At 61.6% G+C, this 18141-nt stretch carries 5 protein-coding genes, 2 tRNA genes and 3 rRNA genes; 8 read left to right on the forward strand and 2 right to left on the reverse strand.

From position 1 onward, the window contains the following. Nucleotides 1-125: 125 nt before the first annotated feature. Nucleotides 126-7520 (forward strand): Ig-like domain-containing protein, encoded by a 7395-nt coding sequence (locus tag ACZ9C1_RS21905; protein ID WP_476254374.1) that lies wholly within the window; start codon nt 126-128, stop codon nt 7518-7520. A gap of 63 nt (nt 7521-7583) precedes the next feature. Further along, entirely contained in the window at nt 7584-9080 is a 1497-nt protein-coding gene (locus ACZ9C1_RS21910; protein ID WP_046857233.1) for a TolC family protein, read from the forward strand. Between the two features lie 32 nt (nt 9081-9112). Here ACZ9C1_RS21910 and cysC read toward each other — a convergent pair whose 3' ends face one another. Together cysC and ACZ9C1_RS21920 are read right to left on the reverse strand one after the other, a co-directional pair. Continuing rightward, a complete protein-coding gene (gene cysC, locus ACZ9C1_RS21915) occupies nt 9113-9688 on the reverse strand; it encodes an adenylyl-sulfate kinase (RefSeq protein ID WP_476254375.1) in 576 nt (191 codons plus the stop codon). A gap of 87 nt (nt 9689-9775) precedes the next feature. Continuing rightward, a complete protein-coding gene (locus ACZ9C1_RS21920; protein WP_139668375.1) occupies nt 9776-10648 on the reverse strand; it encodes a LysR family transcriptional regulator in 873 nt (290 codons plus the stop codon). Nucleotides 10649-10799: 151 nt separating this feature from the next. On the opposite strand from ACZ9C1_RS21920, the gene ACZ9C1_RS21925 reads away from it, so the two are divergent. The 6 genes from ACZ9C1_RS21925 (at nt 10800) to rrf (ending at nt 18060) form a co-directional block, all read left to right on the forward strand. Beyond that, nucleotides 10800-12380 carry an MFS transporter gene (locus tag ACZ9C1_RS21925; RefSeq protein ID WP_457378573.1) on the forward strand — a complete coding sequence of 527 codons (1581 nt, stop codon included), beginning with the start codon at nt 10800-10802 and terminating at the stop codon, nt 12378-12380. 488 nt (nt 12381-12868) lie between these two features. Further along, nucleotides 12869-14405, forward strand: a 16S ribosomal RNA gene (locus ACZ9C1_RS21930). A gap of 79 nt (nt 14406-14484) precedes the next feature. Continuing rightward, nucleotides 14485-14561, forward strand: a tRNA-Ile gene (locus ACZ9C1_RS21935). A 33-nt stretch (nt 14562-14594) separates the two neighbouring features. Then, a tRNA-Ala gene (locus tag ACZ9C1_RS21940) sits at nt 14595-14670 on the forward strand. A 244-nt stretch (nt 14671-14914) separates the two neighbouring features. Continuing rightward, nucleotides 14915-17807, forward strand: a 23S ribosomal RNA gene (locus ACZ9C1_RS21945). A gap of 137 nt (nt 17808-17944) precedes the next feature. Continuing rightward, nucleotides 17945-18060, forward strand: a 5S ribosomal RNA gene (gene rrf / locus ACZ9C1_RS21950). The 16S, 23S and 5S rRNA genes sit together here with 2 tRNA genes alongside, the layout of an rRNA operon. The last annotated feature ends 81 nt before the right edge of the window (nt 18061-18141 follow it).

Genomic DNA, 18141 nt, shown 5'->3' on the forward strand with positions numbered 1-18141 from the left:
GCAGGCAGGGCAGCGGGGCGCGCATCGGCGCCCCGTCGTCCGTTCAGGATTACCAGACAAGGACAGGCCGCCCTCATCTGCAGGGACGGCAAGCATAAGCAGCCGCAGGGCTGAGCGAGGGCATCATGGCATTCTGGAAACGCGGTAAAGACACCCACACACCCAACGTTTCCGCGAGCCGGCCCAGTCTCATCCAGGCCCTGGAACCGCGCATGATGTTCGACGCCTCGGTGGGCGTGGTCGCCGATCAGGGGGCTCAGGCGGTCGAAGCCGCCGCAGCCGCCACCGGAGGCAAGGACACCAGCGCCGCCAGTGATGCGGCCAGTACCCGCGATAACACCGCCCACGAACCGGCCCATCAGGCGGCACCAGCCACCGCGCCGATCTCCCAGGCTCCGGGCAATCATGAAGTGGTATTCGTCGACTCTGCGGTAAGTGATTACCAGAAACTCATCGCCGGCCTGCCTGCCGGGGTCGAGGTGGTGGTGCTGGACAACGGCAAGGATGGCTTCAAGCAGATCGCCGACTATCTCAATGGCCGTAGCGACGTGACTTCGGTCGATATCATCAGCCACGGCGACAGCGGCTATGTGTACCTGGCCGGCAATGCCATCTGGGCCAACCAACTGGCCAGCCATGGAACCGACCTGGCGCGCATCGGCGCCAGCCTGGCCCCAGGCGGCGATATCCGCTTCTTTGCTTGCAACACCGGCGCCGGCAGCGATGGCCAGATGTTCGTCAACGAGGTGGCGCGGCTCAGCGGTGCCGACGTGGGCGCCTCGGCCGACTCGACTGGCAACCGCGCTGGCGAGGACTGGGAACTGGAGACCGTTTCCGGCGCGGTGGCCACTGGCGTGGGCGTGCAGCGCGGCGACCTGTCGGCATTCAATACCTCGCTGGCGACCATCACCGTCACCAGCAGCAATGCGTCGCTCATCGCCAACGATGGCCAGGTATCCCTGGCCGAAGCCATCCAGGCCGCGAACACCGACACTTCGGTAGATGGCTCCGCCGCGGGCAGCGGCAACGACATCATCGTGTTCCACCAGAACCTGAAAGGCGGGACCATTCGCTGGTCGTCGGCCACGGCGCTGGCGGTGACCAGCAACATTACCATCAACGGTGATGTCGACGGCGACGGCAAGGGCGACATCATCCTCAGTGGCGACGTCAACAGCAACAACATCCGCGATGCTGGCGAGGCCTCGGGCCTGCAAAGCAACGGTGGCGGTGTGCTGACGGTGCGCAACCTGGACATGCGGCATTTCTCCGGCAACATCACCGGTGGGGCCATCCGCGCCAATGGCGGTTCGATCACCGTCGAGGATTCCAACTTCCAGGACAACGCCGGCACCGTGATCAACTCGGCGACCACCCTAGGCTCCACGGTGGTGGTACGCAACACCACGATCCATGACAACAATGCGAGCATCATCGGCGCCACCGGCATGTCGTCGCTGGTACGCCTGGGTGGCGCCAACAACCACGTCCTGGAAAACGTGGCGATCTACAACAACAGTGGGACCTACGCCGCCACTGCCACGGTCGCTGGCGCCTCGGTCATCGTGCTGAGCAATACCGGTGGCTCGGTCAGCATCGTCAACAGCACCATCGCCAACAACACCTACCTCAACACCAGCAGTGGCACCATCAACTCCGCCGGCCTGGGGTGGGCCACTGGCGGCGCCGGCACGGTGACGGTGCTCAACAGCATCATCAGTGGCAACACGGTCAACGGCGCTGCTCTTGATGCCGCCACCAACAGCGGCAGTGGCGGTGGCTACACCAGCACCACCAACCTGATCGGCACCCCGGTCAACTTCGTCAATGCCGCCGGCGGCGATTACCGCCTGGCCAGCACTGCCAGCAACGCCATCGACCAGGGCACCCAGGCGGGCGCGCCGGCCACCGACCTGCGCGGCTTCGACCGGCCCCGTGGCGGCGGTGTCGACATCGGTGCCTACGAGGTGCTGTACTCGGCGCCGCCGCTGGTCGACCTGGACACCAGCACCGGTGGTAACGACAGCACCGTCAATTTCGCCGGCTCCCCGGTGGTGATCGTGCCGAACATCAACATCAGCCAATCCGACGGCGATACCCAGGTCAGTGGCGCCACGCTGACCTTGGGCGGCGTGCTCGATGGCGGCAGCGAGACCCTATCGCTCAGCGCCGGGCAGATCGCCACGGCGGCCAGTTACGGCATCACCATCAGCGGCTCGGGCAGCGCGGTGCTGTCGCTCAGCGGTGTGGCCACCCTGGCCCAGTATCGTGCGGTACTTGCCACAGTGACCTATGGCAACGCCGCAGGGGCCTACACCAGCGGCACCCGTAGCGTGACCGTCAGTATCAATGACGACATGGGCAGTACTACCCGCACCGCTTCGGTGGTGGTCCAGCCACTCAATGCCGCGCCGGTGATCGGCAACCTCAACGGTGACAGCCAGACCTTCACCCAAGGCAGTGGCGCCGTGCTGCTCGACAGCGGCAGCAACGCCACGGTCACCGACAGCGACTCGGCCGACTTTGCCGGGGGTAACCTGACCGTGGCGGTCAGCGCCAACGGCGTCGCCAGCGAAGATGTGCTGGGCATCCGCCACCAGGGCAATGGCGCCGGGCAGATCGGCGTCAGCGGCAGCACGGTGAGCTACGGCGGAGTGGCCATCGGCACCTATACCGGCGGCACGGGCGGCGCCAACCTGGTGCTGACGTTCAACGGCAATGCCACGGCCGCAGCAGTCCAGGCGGTGGTGCGCAACCTCACCTACGACAACAGCAATGCCGCCAACAGCATCGGCCAGGCCACCCGCACCCTGTCGGTCACCGTCAACGATGGCGATGGCGCCACCTCCAGCGCGGCTTCGGTCACGGTGGCCATTCACGAGACGGTTCCGCCCACCGCCACCATCACCCTCAGCGACACGGCCCTGAAAGTGGGCGAGACCGCGACGGTGACCATCACCTTCAGCGAGGTGGTGAGCGGTTTCTCCAATGCCGACCTGACGGTGGCCAACGGCACCCTGAGCGCGGTGTCCAGCAGCGATGGCGGCAAGACCTGGACCGCCACCTTCACCCCGACCAACAGCATCACCAACGCCAGCAACGTCATCACCCTGAACAACGCCGGTGTCACCGACCTGGCCGGCAACGCTGGCGTAGGCACCACCAATTCGGCCAACTACAGCATCGACACTCAGCGCCCGACGGCGACCATCGTGGTGGCCGACAGCAACCTGAGCATCGGTGAGACGTCCCAGGTGACCATCACGTTCAGCGAGGCCGTGACCGGCTTCACCAATGCCGACCTGACGGTGGCCAACGGCACCTTGAGCACGGTGTCCAGCAGCGATGGCGGGATCACCTGGACCGCGACGTTCACCCCGACCAACGCCATCACCGACGCGACCAACCTCATCAATCTGGACAACACCGGGGTGAGCGATGCCGCTGGCAACGCCGGCAGCGGCACCACCAACTCGAACAACTACGCCATCGACACCCAGCGCCCGACGGCGACCATCGTGGTGGCCAGCCCCACCCTGGCCATCGGCCAGACGTCGCTGGTGACGTTCACCTTCAGCGAGGCCGTGACCGGCTTCACCAATGCCGACCTGACGGTGGCCAACGGCACCCTGAGCGCCGTCTCCAGCAGCGACGGCGGGATCACCTGGACCGCGACGTTCACCCCGAACAGCACCATCACCGACGCGACCAATGTCATCACCCTGGACAACACCGGGGTGAGCGATGGCGCTGGCAACGCCGGCAGCGGCACCACCAACTCGAACAACTACGCCATCGACAGCGTGCGCCCGACCGCGACCATCGTGGTGGCCAACCCCACCCTGGTCATCGGCCAGACGTCGCTGGTGACGTTCACCTTCAGCGAGGCCGTGAGCGGTTTCAGCAATGCCGACGTGACGGTGGCCAACGGCAACTTGAGCGCGGTGTCCAGCAGCGACGGCGGGATCACCTGGACGGCCACCTTCACCCCGTCAAGCAACATCACCGACACCACCAACCTCATCACCCTGGACAACAGCGGGGTGGCCGATCTGGCCGGCAACGCCGGTAGCGGCACGACCGACTCGAACAACTACGCCGTCGACACCCAGCGCCCGACGGCCACCATAGTGGTCGCCGACAACAATCTCACCGTCGGCGAGACCACCACGGTGACCATTACCTTCAGCGAGGCTGTAACCGGCTTCACCCTCGCCGATCTGACGGTGGCGAACGGCAACTTGAGTGGGCTTTCCAGCAGTGATGGCGGCATCACCTGGACGGCGACGTTCACCCCTTCGGTAAACGTGCAGGACGCCACCAACGTGATTGCCCTGAGCAACAGCGGGGTGGCCGACCTGGCTGGCAACGCCGGCAGCGGTACCACCAACTCCAACAACTACGGCGTCAGCACCATGCAACCCACGGCCACCGTGGTGGTAAGCGATGCGGCGCTGCGCATCGGTGAAACCTCACTGGTAACCATCACGTTCAGCGAGGCGGTGAGCGGATTCACCAACGCGGACCTGACCGTGGCCAACGGCACCCTGAGCGCGGTCTCCAGCGCCGACGGCGGCATTACCTGGACGGCCACCTTCACCCCGACCGGCAACATCACCGACAGCACCAACCTGATCACCCTCGACAACAGCGGCGTGGTCGGCCAGAGCAGCGGCAATGCCGGTACCGGCAGCACCGACTCGAACAACTATGCCATCGACACCCAGCGCCCGACGGCGACCATCGTGGTGGCCGACAGCAACCTGGCCATCGGCGAGACGTCGCTGGTGACCATCACCTTCAGCGAGGCGGTGAGCGGATTCACCAATGCGGACCTGACCGTGGCCAACGGCACCCTGAGCGGGCTGAGTAGCAGCGATGGCGGTATCACCTGGACCGCGACCCTGACGCCGAGCGCCGGCATCACCGACACCTCCAACGTGATCACCCTGGATAACAGCGGGGTGACGGACACCGCCGGCAACGCCGGTTCCGGCACCACCGACTCGAACAACTACGCCGTCGACAGCCAGCGGCCAACCGCCACCATCGTCATGGCCGACAGCGATCTGCGCGTCGGTGAAACCTCGTTGGTGACCATCACGTTTAGCGAGGCGGTAGCGGGCTTCACCAACGCTGACCTGAACTTGCCCAATGGCACCCTGGGCACGCTGTCCAGCGTCGACGGCGGTATCACCTGGACCGCCATCTTCACGCCGAGCAACGGCGTGCAGGACGCCACTAACCTGATCGTACTGAACAACACGGGCTACACCGACCTGGCCGGCAACAGCGGAACCGGCACCACTTCATCGGCCAACTACACGGTCAACACCGTCGTCCCCACCGCCACCGTCGTGGTTGCCGATACGGCCCTGCGCGCGGGCGAGTCGAGCCTGGTGACCATCACTTTCAGCGAGGCGGTGAGCGGCTTCACCCTGGCCGACCTGACAGTGGCCAATGGCACCTTGAGCGGGTTGAGCAGCAGCGATGGCGGCATCACCTGGACCGCGACCCTGACACCTGGCAACGGGGTCGAGGACACCAGCAACCTGATCACCCTGGACAACAGCGGCGTGGTCGCGGCATCTTCGGGCAACGCCGGCGTGGGCAGTACCGATTCCAACAACTACGCCATCGACACCCGCGTTCCCAGCGTGACCAGCGTCGGTGGCCCGGCGGGGGTGTCCTACAACGCCGGCGACTCGCTGGTGTTCGTGGTCAACGCCAGTGAAGCGGTCCAGGTCACGGGGGCGCCGCGCCTGGCGCTGGACATCGGCGGGCACACGGTGTTTGCCGAACTGGTGGCGGGCGCCGGCACCTCGACCCTGGTGTTCCAGTACATCGTCCAGGCCGGTGACAACGACGCTGACGGCATCACCGTGACCGGCCTTGCCGCCAATGGTGCGACCCTTGTCGACGCCGCGGGCAATGCCATGGACCTGACCCTCAATGGCGTGGCTGACACCCACCAGGTGCTGGTCGACACCCAGGCGCCGAGCGCGGTCGGCATCGTCACCCTCGACCCGTCGCCGAGCAACGCCCAGAGCGTGCGCTTCACTGTGACCTTCAACGAGCAGGTCAATGGCGTCGATCTCAGCGATTTCAGCCTGGTTGGCACCGGCTCGGCCAGCGGTACGCTCAGCGGCCTGCAAGCGCTGGGCGGTGGAGTCTATGTCATCACCGTCAGTGGTGTGCACGGCACCGGCACCCTGGGCCTGAACCTCAATGGCAGCGCCACGGGTATCACCGATGTGGCCGGCAACGCCTTGGTCGGTGGCCTGACCGGCGCCACGTACAACATCGACCGCGACGCCCCCACGGTGGGCAGTGTCGGCGTGCCGGTCGGCGTCCCCTATAACACGGGCGATGTGCTCACCTTCGTGGTCAACACCAGCGAGGCGGTGATGGTCGACGGCGTGCCGCGGCTTGCCCTGGATGTCGACGGGCGCACGGTTTACGCCGATTTCGTGGCCGGCTCAGGCACGCCGACGCTGGTGTTCCAGTACCAGATCCAGGCCGGCGACAACGATGCCGATGGCATCCAGGTGCTTGGCCTGTCGGCCAATGGCGCGAGCCTGCACGATGCGGCCGGCAATCAACTGACACCGGGGCTGAACAATGTTGGCGACAGCCACGGGGTCATTGTCGACGGCATACCACCCAGCGTGGTCTCGATCGTGGCGAATTCGTCGCCGACGCCGGGCAGCCAGTCCTTCACCGTGACCTTCAGCGAGGACGTCAGCGGTGTCGACCTGGGCGACTTCGAACTGCTGGCCAGTGGCAACGCCAGTGGCACGCTGCAGTCGCTGGTACGCCTCGACGGCCATACCTGGCAGGTCAATGTCGCAGGGGTGGCAGGCAGTGGTGGCCTGGCCCTTGGGCTCAAGGCCAGTGGCACGGGCATTCGCGATGGCGCAGGCAACGACCTGGCCGGTGGCTTCGCCGGCCAAAGCGTGACATTGCAGTCGACCGACGGTGATCCGGAATTCCGCGCCTACCCACCGGCGCGCCCGGGCCAGGCCAGCCCAGGCACGCCGGTGGTGATCGCACCGTTGCCGGTAACGGCGCCGTTCCAGTCGCCGCTGCTGCCACAGCCGCTGTTCGAGGTGCCGACAACGGGCGGCGGGCTGCCGACCTTGGGCAATCTGTTCATCCAGAACGGTGCGCTGGCGCCCAGCTACCTGGCCCAGGTATTCGCCGGCCAGCACGCCGACAGCGGTATCGGCAATGGTTCGGGGGCCGGTTTCCTCGGCTTTGGTGGTGGTGACGCCAATGTCTTCGGGGCCAGCAGCCTGGCCAACATCTTCGACAAGACGCTGCCGGATGACGGTGGCCAGTATGAACTGAGCGGTGGCAAGCCATTCCGCCAGGGGGCAGAGGCGGGGGCGGGCAAGGGCCTGACCGGGGCGCCGACCCTTGGGCAGCAGTTGCAGGCCTTCCGGGAGGGGGAGCAACACCAGGCCAGGCAACTGGCGCAGGCGTTGGGGCCGGTCGAGGTACCCGTGCCGCAGGCCTGAGCCGGCGCACGCGAGCAATTCAATTAGAAGAAAAGCAGTGCCGTACCAAGGGGGCGGACAGGGATGAGCAGAGCATCGAGGATTTTTGCGGTAAGCGTACTGGCACTGGCGGTAACAGGGTGCGCGGTCAAGACCCAACCCATCGACCGCAGCGTCAGCGAGCAGCGGGCGCGGGCGGACCTTGCCAGCATGTTCAAGGGCCAGGAGGCCTTGCAAGGGCCGCTGACCTTGCACCAGGCCATGGCCCGTGCGGTCAAGTACAACCTGGAGGCACGCCTCAAGATCATGGAAGAAGCCCTGGCCCAACGCCAGGTCGACCTGGCCACCTTCGACATGCTGCCGCGCATGGCCCTGTCGGCCGGTTACGCCGGGCGCAGCAACGTCAGCGCATCAAGCAGCCAAAGCGTGCTGACCAATACCCAATCCCTGGAGCCATCGACCTCCCAGGACCGCGACCGCGACGTGGCCGACCTGACCATGGTGTGGAACGTGCTCGACTTCGGTGTCAGCTATGTCAGCGCCAAGCAACAGGGCGATCAGCGCCTGATCGTCCAGGAACGCCGGCGCAAGGTGGTGCAGACCATCATCCAGGACGTGCGCTCGGCCTACTGGCGGGCGGTCGCCGCCGAGCGCCTGCTCAAGCAGATCGACGCGCTGATGGTGCGGGTCGAGCAGGCCCGGGACAACAGCCAGCGCATGGGTGACCAGCGCATCGGCGACCCGATCCAGGCGCTCAACTACCAGCGCTCGTTGATCGAGGCCACCCGCCAGCTGGAGGAACAGCGTCGCGCGCTGTCGCTGGCCAAGACTGAACTGGGCGCGCTGATCAACCTGCCGCCGGGGAGCGAGCTGACCCTCGCCGCTACCGACGACTACAGCGTGCCGGAGCTCAAGGTAGGCCTCGAAGCGCTGGAGCAGCAGGCCCTGGCCACGCGCCCCGAATTGCGCGAGCAGGACTACCAGGCCCGCATCAGCGCCGCCGAGGTGCGCAAGTCGATGCTGCGCATGCTGCCGGGGCTGGAGTTCTCGGCGGGTGGGCACTACGACAGCAACAGCTTCCTGACCAACCAGCACTGGGCCGATTATGGCGTCAAGGTCACCTGGAACCTGTTCAACGTGCTGTCGGGGCCGGCGTCCATCGACGTCGCCAAGGCTGGCGAACAGGTGGTCGAGGCGCGTCGCCAGGCGATGTCGATGGCCATCCTGGCCCAGCTCTACGTGGCCAATGCCAACTACAACGAAGCTCGCCGCCAGTTCGCCACCAGTCAGCAACTGGTCGCCCTTGACCAGCAGATCGTCGAGCAACTGCGCAATCGCCACCAGGCGCAGGGTATTGGCGAGCTGGAGCTGATCCAGGGGGAACTGAATGCGCTGCAGGCCGACCTGCGCCGCGACCTGGCCTATGCCGAGCTGCGCAATAGCTATGGCCAGGTGTTCGCCAGCGCCGGGCTCGACCCGTTGCCACAGACCCTGCCGTCCGGCGAACTCGCCGACATTGCCCAGGCCCTGGGTAATAACGAGGCACGCTGGCAGCGTGGCGATATCGCCCCGGGCAGTTGAGTGCAACCAGCAGGCGCGGGGTCAGCCCGCGCCTACTGCGTTTGGTGCAGTACGCGCTGCTGTACGTACGCTAGCAGTTGCGCCGTTGCCATCGGTAGCGGCACTTGTGCCGTCTCCACCACCAGCTCCGGGCGCTCCGGCACCTCGTACGGCGCATTGATCCCGGTGAAGGCAGGCAGCTCCCCCGCCCGGGCGCGGCGATACAGGCCCTTGGGGTCGCGGGCCTCGCAGGTGGCCAGGTCGGCCTTGACGTACACTTCGTGGAAGCCCGCCTTGCAGGCCTGGCGCGCGGCGGCGCGCCCCGCGTGATAGGGCGAGATCAACGCGGCAATGCAGATCAGCCCGGCATCGGCGAACAGCGCCGCCACCTCACCCGTGCGGCGGATGTTTTCGTGGCGATCCTGGGGTGAGAAACCCAGGTCGGCATTCAGCCCTGTGCGCAGTACATCACCGTCGAGCACGTAGCAGCCATGCCCAAGCTCATGGAGCTCTCGGGCCAGGGCCAGGGCCAGTGTCGACTTTCCCGCGCCGGAGAGTCCGGTAAGCCAGATGACCGCGCCTGCTCGGGCACGTGCCGGTGGATGTTCATCGCTTCCTGCGTGATGCACCTTGGACGTCTCCGAAAGGGGGAGTGCCCGAGTGTACTGCGCCGCGTGGCGGGATGTCAGTGGCCTGGAAACGGCCACGGTGGGTGTTCAGTCGATTCCTCTGCGTACGCCTTCTATATAGCGCAGCACCGCAGGTGACTTCTCGAAGCGGCGGTGCACCAGGCTCAGCCATGAGCTCGCCTGGCTGTCGGCGATGGGCCGGTAGTTGACCTGCGGGAGGCTGATGCGCTGGACCACCGACGCGGGTACCACGGCCACGCCCTGGCCTAGTGAAACCAGGGTGAGCACTGCCACCAGGCTGCCCGGCTGCGGCCCCAGGCGCGGTGTGAAGCCGCCCTGGCCGGCGATTGCCAGGGTGCCGGAGATCTGCTCAGGCAAGATGAACGTTTCGTCGGCTAGCCGCGCGGCGGGGATTGTCTTCAGCTCATTGAGGCGCGAGCTGGCCGGCAGCGCCAGGACGAAGCCCTCCTGATGCAGGGCGATAGCCGTCAGGGTCTGCGGCAGCTCCATGGGCGAGCGCAGGTAGGCGAGGTCGAGCTGGCCATCGTGGACCAAGGCGGGGAGCTCGAGCATGGGCACCTCGCGAATGTTCAGGCGCACCCCGGGGTAGTCTTCGACAAATCGGCTCACTTGTTGCTGCAGGGTGCCCGAGTAGGCTGCCGATGCGACGTAGCCCAGCTCTATCCAACCACTGTCGCCGCGGCCTGCGCGCTGTGCACCCAATTGCGCTGCGTCGAACTGCTGTACGGCCTGTTCAGCCTCGGTGAGCAACGCCTGGCCTGCGGCGGTGAGGCTCACCTCGCGCTGGCTGCGTTCGAACAGCCGCACGCCCAGCTCACGCTCCATGTCCTGGATCTGCCGGCTCAGGGTCGGCGGGGCGATGCCCAGTTGCTCGGCGGCGCGGGTGAAGTGGCCGTGCCGAGCGACGGCAAGGAAGTAGCGGAAGTGACGTATCTCCATGGGGCCTCGTTAGCCAGGCGCTAATGACGCGGGACGTGCTGGCTAACAAGCCGGGCGCCCTGCGGCGTTATGGTTGAGGCAACACTACAAGGCTGGCGTCGTGGCGGTAAAGCGGCGACGACCTGCCTGCTCTCTATAACGGAGCCTTGCCATGCCTGCAGCCGCCTCACCACGCTTCACCCTGTTCACCGCCTCGGCGGTGTGCGCCGTGATCATCCTCGACACCAACATCGTCGCGGTCAGCCTGCCCAGCATTGCCCGCGACCTGTCCGGCTCGTTCAGCGACATCGAATGGGTGGTCAGTGCGTACTTGCTGGCGTTCGCCGCCTGTCTGCTACCCGCTGGCAGCCTGGCCGACCGCTTCGGCAGGCGGCGCATGCTGCTGCTCGGCCTGGCGCTGTTCGGCGCGGCCTCGCTGGCGTGCGGCGCCGCGCCGAGTCTGTTGTTCCTCGATCTGGCCCGAGCAGCCAAGGGCATCGGTGCCGCGTTGTTGCTGACTGCCGCGCTGGCCGCCATCGGCCACCGTTTCCATGCGCCGCAGGAGCGCATGCGGGCCTGGGCTTTCTGGGGCGCGTGCATGGGCGCGACCATCACCTTCGCGCCGCTGCTCGGTGGGCTGATCGCCAGTACCTTGGGCTGGCGCTGGATCTTCTATATCAATCTGCCGCTGGTGATGGTGCTGGCGCTGATGGTCGTGCGCAGTATCGAGGAGTCCCGCGACGGTTCGGCGGCGCGGTTCGATCCACTGGGTAGTCTGACTTTCGCCGGTGGCCTGGGCTACCTGATCTGGGCCTTGATCGATGCCAATCGGGTCGGTTGGGACAGTGCTCCCACGTTGGGACGTCTGCTGATCGCAGTGTTCCTGCTTGGCCTGTTCGTGATGGTCGAGCGTAGCCAGGTGCGTCCGATGGTCGACCTGGGTTTGATGCGCAGCGGGCGCTTCATCGGCGCCTTGCTGGGGATGTTCGCCTATGCCGCCTGTGCGCAGGTGATGATGACCTTGCTGCCGCTTTACCTGCAGAACGGTTTGCAACTGTCGGCCTTGGCTGCGGGGGCGGGCATGTTGCCATTTGCCGTGGCCATGCTGCTGACGCCTCGGCTGGGCATGCGTCTGGCGGTGCGCCTGTCGCCGGCCCAGGTGTTCGCTGTGGGGTTGGTGCTGGTCGGACTGGGCAACCTGGCCTGTGCCTGGGCCGTCGGGCAGGGTGGCTATACCGCGTTCGCCCTGGCCAGTGTCGTGCTGGGCTCGGGAGCTGGATTGCTCAACGGCGATACGCAGAAAAACATCATGGCTTGCGTGCCGCGTGAGCGCACAGGTATGGCTTCGGGGCTGAGCACGACCACGCGCTTTGGAGCCATCGTCCTTGCCATAGGCATTCTTGGCGGCATCCTTGCGGCGCGCAGTGGGCAACTGCTGCGCGATGCCCTGGCGATACGGGCGCCTGAGGCGTTGGGTGCGGCGGGGGAGATGGCCACACGGGTGGCGGCGGGGGATCTGCATGCCGCGCTGGCGTTGCTTGACCCAAGATTCCGAGAGGTGGCGGCACCCCTGGCGCGCCAGGCGTTTATCGGTGGCTTCGAGGCGGTGCTGTGCAGTGCCGGTACTGCGGCGCTGGTCTTTGCGGTGGTGGTGGGGGTATTGCTGAATAAACCCTTGCCGGTCGGGGACGCTCATCATCAGGCAATGCAGACCCGTGCGTCAGGCCAAGCACCAGATATTGCAAATACATGAAATTAACGGTTGACGGGGTTTCAGATCCCCTTATAATGCGCCCCACTTCCAGCGACATCGGAACGAAAAACTCCTTGAATATCAAAGAGTTGATTGTTTGGAAAGGTTCCGGAAGTGCTTCGGTCGTCAGATCGGCAGCGGTAAAAAGGCAGTTGACAGCAGGTTGTAACGCTGTATGATTCGCCTCCCGCTACGAGAGATCGCAGCGAGTCAAGTGTTTGAAGTTGAACGGGTTTCTCGCAAAATACTTCAAAATAAACGCTTGACACGAAATGAGGAAGGCGTAGAATGCGCGCCTCGGTTGAGATGAAAAGCGCTTAGCCAAACGCTCTTTAACAAATTGAATCAAGCAATTCGTGTGGGTGCTTGTGAGTATGGACTGATAGTCGCCAAGATTATCAGCATCACAAGTGGCCATGCGAGAAATCACATAGTCATTTGAGATTGCTGAGCCAAGTTTAGGGTTTCTTAAAAACCCAAGCAGTATTGAACTGAAGAGTTTGATCATGGCTCAGATTGAACGCTGGCGGCAGGCCTAACACATGCAAGTCGAGCGGATGACGGGAGCTTGCTCCTTGATTCAGCGGCGGACGGGTGAGTAATGCCTAGGAATCTGCCTGGTAGTGGGGGACAACGTTTCGAAAGGAACGCTAATACCGCATACGTCCTACGGGAGAAAGCAGGGGACCTTCGGGCCTTGCGCTATCAGATGAGCCTAGGTCGGATTAGCTAGTAGGTGAGGTAATGGCTCACCTAGGCGACGATCCGTAACTGGTCTGAGAGGATGATCAGTCACACTGGAACTGAGACACGGTCCAGACTCCTACGGGAGGCAGCAGTGGGGAATATTGGACAATGGGCGAAAGCCTGATCCAGCCATGCCGCGTGTGTGAAGAAGGTCTTCGGATTGTAAAGCACTTTAAGTTGGGAGGAAGGGCAGTAAGCTAATACCTTGCTGTTTTGACGTTACCGACAGAATAAGCACCGGCTAACTCTGTGCCAGCAGCCGCGGTAATACAGAGGGTGCAAGCGTTAATCGGAATTACTGGGCGTAAAGCGCGCGTAGGTGGTTCGTTAAGTTGGATGTGAAAGCCCCGGGCTCAACCTGGGAACTGCATCCAAAACTGGCGAGCTAGAGTATGGTAGAGGGTGGTGGAATTTCCTGTGTAGCGGTGAAATGCGTAGATATAGGAAGGAACACCAGTGGCGAAGGCGACCACCTGGACTGATACTGACACTGAGGTGCGAAAGCGTGGGGAGCAAACAGGATTAGATACCCTGGTAGTCCACGCCGTAAACGATGTCAACTAGCCGTTGGAATCCTTGAGATTTTAGTGGCGCAGCTAACGCATTAAGTTGACCGCCTGGGGAGTACGGCCGCAAGGTTAAAACTCAAATGAATTGACGGGGGCCCGCACAAGCGGTGGAGCATGTGGTTTAATTCGAAGCAACGCGAAGAACCTTACCAGGCCTTGACATGCAGAGAACTTTCCAGAGATGGATTGGTGCCTTCGGGAACTCTGACACAGGTGCTGCATGGCTGTCGTCAGCTCGTGTCGTGAGATGTTGGGTTAAGTCCCGTAACGAGCGCAACCCTTGTCCTTAGTTACCAGCACGTTATGGTGGGCACTCTAAGGAGACTGCCGGTGACAAACCGGAGGAAGGTGGGGATGACGTCAAGTCATCATGGCCCTTACGGCCTGGGCTACACACGTGCTACAATGGTCGGTACAGAGGGTTGCCAAGCCGCGAGGTGGAGCTAATCTCACAAAACCGATCGTAGTCCGGATCGCAGTCTGCAACTCGACTGCGTGAAGTCGGAATCGCTAGTAATCGCAAATCAGAATGTTGCGGTGAATACGTTCCCGGGCCTTGTACACACCGCCCGTCACACCATGGGAGTGGGTTGCACCAGAAGTAGCTAGTCTAACCTTCGGGAGGACGGTTACCACGGTGTGATTCATGACTGGGGTGAAGTCGTAACAAGGTAGCCGTAGGGGAACCTGCGGCTGGATCACCTCCTTAATCGAAGACATCAGCCTGCTGATGAGCTCCCACACGAATTGCTTGATTCATGATGTAAAGACGATGCGACCTGTTATATAGGTCTGTAGCTCAGTTGGTTAGAGCGCACCCCTGATAAGGGTGAGGTCGGCAGTTCAAATCTGCCCAGACCTACCATTTATTGGTACTACCTGGTTCAGCTGGTCAAATGGGGCCATAGCTCAGCTGGGAGAGCGCCTGCCTTGCACGCAGGAGGTCAGCGGTTCGATCCCGCTTGGCTCCACCACTCTTCAGGTTTCGCAGCACTGTTCAGAACTTAGAAATGAACATTCGTGAATGAATGTTGATTTCTGACTTTTGTCAGATCGTTCTTTAAAAATTCGGATATGTGATAGAAATAGACTGAATGCCAGTTTCACTGCTGGTTATTCAGGCTAAGGTAAAATTTGTGAGTTCTGCTCGAAAGAGCGACGTGCGAATTTTCGGCGAATGTCGTCTTCACAGTATAACCAGATTGCTTGGGGTTATATGGTCAAGTGAAGAAGCGCATACGGTGGATGCCTTGGCAGTCAGAGGCGATGAAAGACGTGGTAGCCTGCGATAAGCTTTGGGGAGTCGGCAAACAGACTGTGATCCAGAGATCTCTGAATGGGGGAACCCAGCCAGCACAAGCTGGTTATCTTGTACTGAATACATAGGTGCAAGAGGCGAACCAGGGGAACTGAAACATCTAAGTACCCTGAGGAAAAGAAATCAACCGAGATTCCCTTAGTAGTGGCGAGCGAACGGGGACCAGCCCTTAAGCTGGTTTGAGATTAGTGGAACGCTCTGGAAAGTGCGGCCATAGTGGGTGATAGCCCCGTACACGAAAATCTCTTGCCAGTGAAATCGAGTAGGACGGAGCACGAGAAACTTTGTCTGAACATGGGGGGACCATCCTCCAAGGCTAAATACTACTGACTGACCGATAGTGAACCAGTACCGTGAGGGAAAGGCGAAAAGAACCCCGGAGAGGGGAGTGAAATAGAACCTGAAACCGTATGCGTACAAGCAGTGGGAGCCTACTTGTTAGGTGACTGCGTACCTTTTGTATAATGGGTCAGCGACTTATATTCAGTGGCGAGCTTAACCGAATAGGGGAGGCGTAGCGAAAGCGAGTCTTAATAGGGCGCTTTAGTCGCTGGGTATAGACCCGAAACCGGGCGATCTATCCATGGGCAGGTTGAAGGTTAGGTAACACTGACTGGAGGACCGAACCGACTACCGTTGAAAAGTTAGCGGATGACCTGTGGATCGGAGTGAAAGGCTAATCAAGCTCGGAGATAGCTGGTTCTCCTCGAAAGCTATTTAGGTAGCGCCTCATGTATCACTGTAGGGGGTAGAGCACTGTTTCGGCTAGGGGGTCATCCCGACTTACCAAACCGATGCAAACTCCGAATACCTACAAGTGCCGAGCATGGGAGACACACGGCGGGTGCTAACGTCCGTCGTGAAAAGGGAAACAACCCAGACCGTCAGCTAAGGTCCCAAAGTCATGGTTAAGTGGGAAACGATGTGGGAAGGCTTAGACAGCTAGGAGGTTGGCTTAGAAGCAGCCACCCTTTAAAGAAAGCGTAATAGCTCACTAGTCGAGTCGGCCTGCGCGGAAGATGTAACGGGGCTCAAACCATGCACCGAAGCTACGGGTATCACCTTTTGGTGATGCGGTAGAGGAGCGTTCTGTAAGCCTGTGAAGGTGAGTTGAGAAGCTTGCTGGAGGTATCAGAAGTGCGAATGCTGACATGAGTAACGACAATGCGAGTGAAAAACTCGCACGCCGAAAGACCAAGGTTTCCTGCGCAACGTTAATCGACGCAGGGTTAGTCGGTCCCTAAGGCGAGGCTGAAAAGCGTAGTCGATGGAAAACAGGTTAATATTCCTGTACTTCCAGTTATTGCGATGGAGGGACGGAGAAGGCTAGGCCAGCTTGGCGTTGGTTGTCCAAGTTTAAGGTGGTAGGCTGAGATCTTAGGCAAATCCGGGATCTCAAGGCCGAGAGCTGATGACGAGTGCTCATTAGAGCGCGAAGTGGTTGATGCCATGCTTCCAAGAAAAGCTCCTAAGCTTCAGATAACTGGGAACCGTACCCCAAACCGACACAGGTGGTTAGGTAGAGAATACCAAGGCGCTTGAGAGAACTCGGGTGAAGGAACTAGGCAAAATGGCACCGTAACTTCGGGAGAAGGTGCGCCGGTGAGGGTGAAGCACTTGCTGCGTAAGCCCACGCCGGTCGAAGATACCAGGCCGCTGCGACTGTTTATTAAAAACACAGCACTCTGCAAACACGAAAGTGGACGTATAGGGTGTGACGCCTGCCCGGTGCCGGAAGGTTAATTGATGGGGTTAGCGCAAGCGAAGCTCTTGATCGAAGCCCCGGTAAACGGCGGCCGTAACTATAACGGTCCTAAGGTAGCGAAATTCCTTGTCGGGTAAGTTCCGACCTGCACGAATGGCGTAACGATGGCGGCGCTGTCTCCACCCGAGACTCAGTGAAATTGAAATCGCTGTGAAGATGCAGTGTATCCGCGGCTAGACGGAAAGACCCCGTGAACCTTTACTATAGCTTTGCACTGGACTTTGAGCTTGCTTGTGTAGGATAGGTGGGAGGCTTTGAAGTGGGGACGCCAGTTCTCATGGAGCCATCCTTGAAATACCACCCTGGCAACCTTGAGGTTCTAACTCAGGTCCGTTATCCGGATCGAGGACAGTGTATGGTGGGTAGTTTGACTGGGGCGGTCTCCTCCCAAAGAGTAACGGAGGAGTACGAAGGTGCGCTCAGACCGGTCGGAAATCGGTCGTAGAGTATAAAGGCAAAAGCGCGCTTGACTGCGAGACACACACGTCGAGCAGGTACGAAAGTAGGTCTTAGTGATCCGGTGGTTCTGTATGGAAGGGCCATCGCTCAACGGATAAAAGGTACTCCGGGGATAACAGGCTGATACCGCCCAAGAGTTCATATCGACGGCGGTGTTTGGCACCTCGATGTCGGCTCATCACATCCTGGGGCTGAAGCCGGTCCCAAGGGTATGGCTGTTCGCCATTTAAAGTGGTACGCGAGCTGGGTTTAGAACGTCGTGAGACAGTTCGGTCCCTATCTGCCGTGGACGTTTGAGATTTGAGAGGGGCTGCTCCTAGTACGAGAGGACCGGAGTGGACGAACCTCTGGTGTTCCGGTTGTCACGCCAGTGGCATTGCCGGGTAGCTATGTTCGGAAGAGATAACCGCTGAAAGCATCTAAGCGGGAAACTTGCCTCAAGATGAGATCTCACTGGAGCCTTGAGCTCCCTGAAGGGCCGTCGAAGACTACGACGTTGATAGGTTGGGTGTGTAAGCGCTGTGAGGCGTTGAGCTAACCAATACTAATTGCCCGTGAGGCTTGACCATATAACACCCAAGCAATTTGCGCTGAGGCCAAATTGTGGTGGTGAAGACGAAACGAACCGAAAGTTCGCGACGAACCACAAATATCGCATATCCGAATTGGCTGGCATGTCTGCAAGGACGTACTGGCAACCGAATTTCTTGACGACCATAGAGCATTGGAACCACCTGATCCCATCCCGAACTCAGCAGTGAAACGATGCATCGCCGATGGTAGTGTGGGGTTTCCCCATGTGAGAGTAGGTCATCGTCAAGATTCATTTCGCAAAACCCCTATCTGCGCGAGCAGGTAGGGGTTTTGTCTTTGTGCCTGAAAAACCCATGGCCTGCCGGGCAG

The organism is Pseudomonas sp. TE21435 (assembly GCF_056279265.1).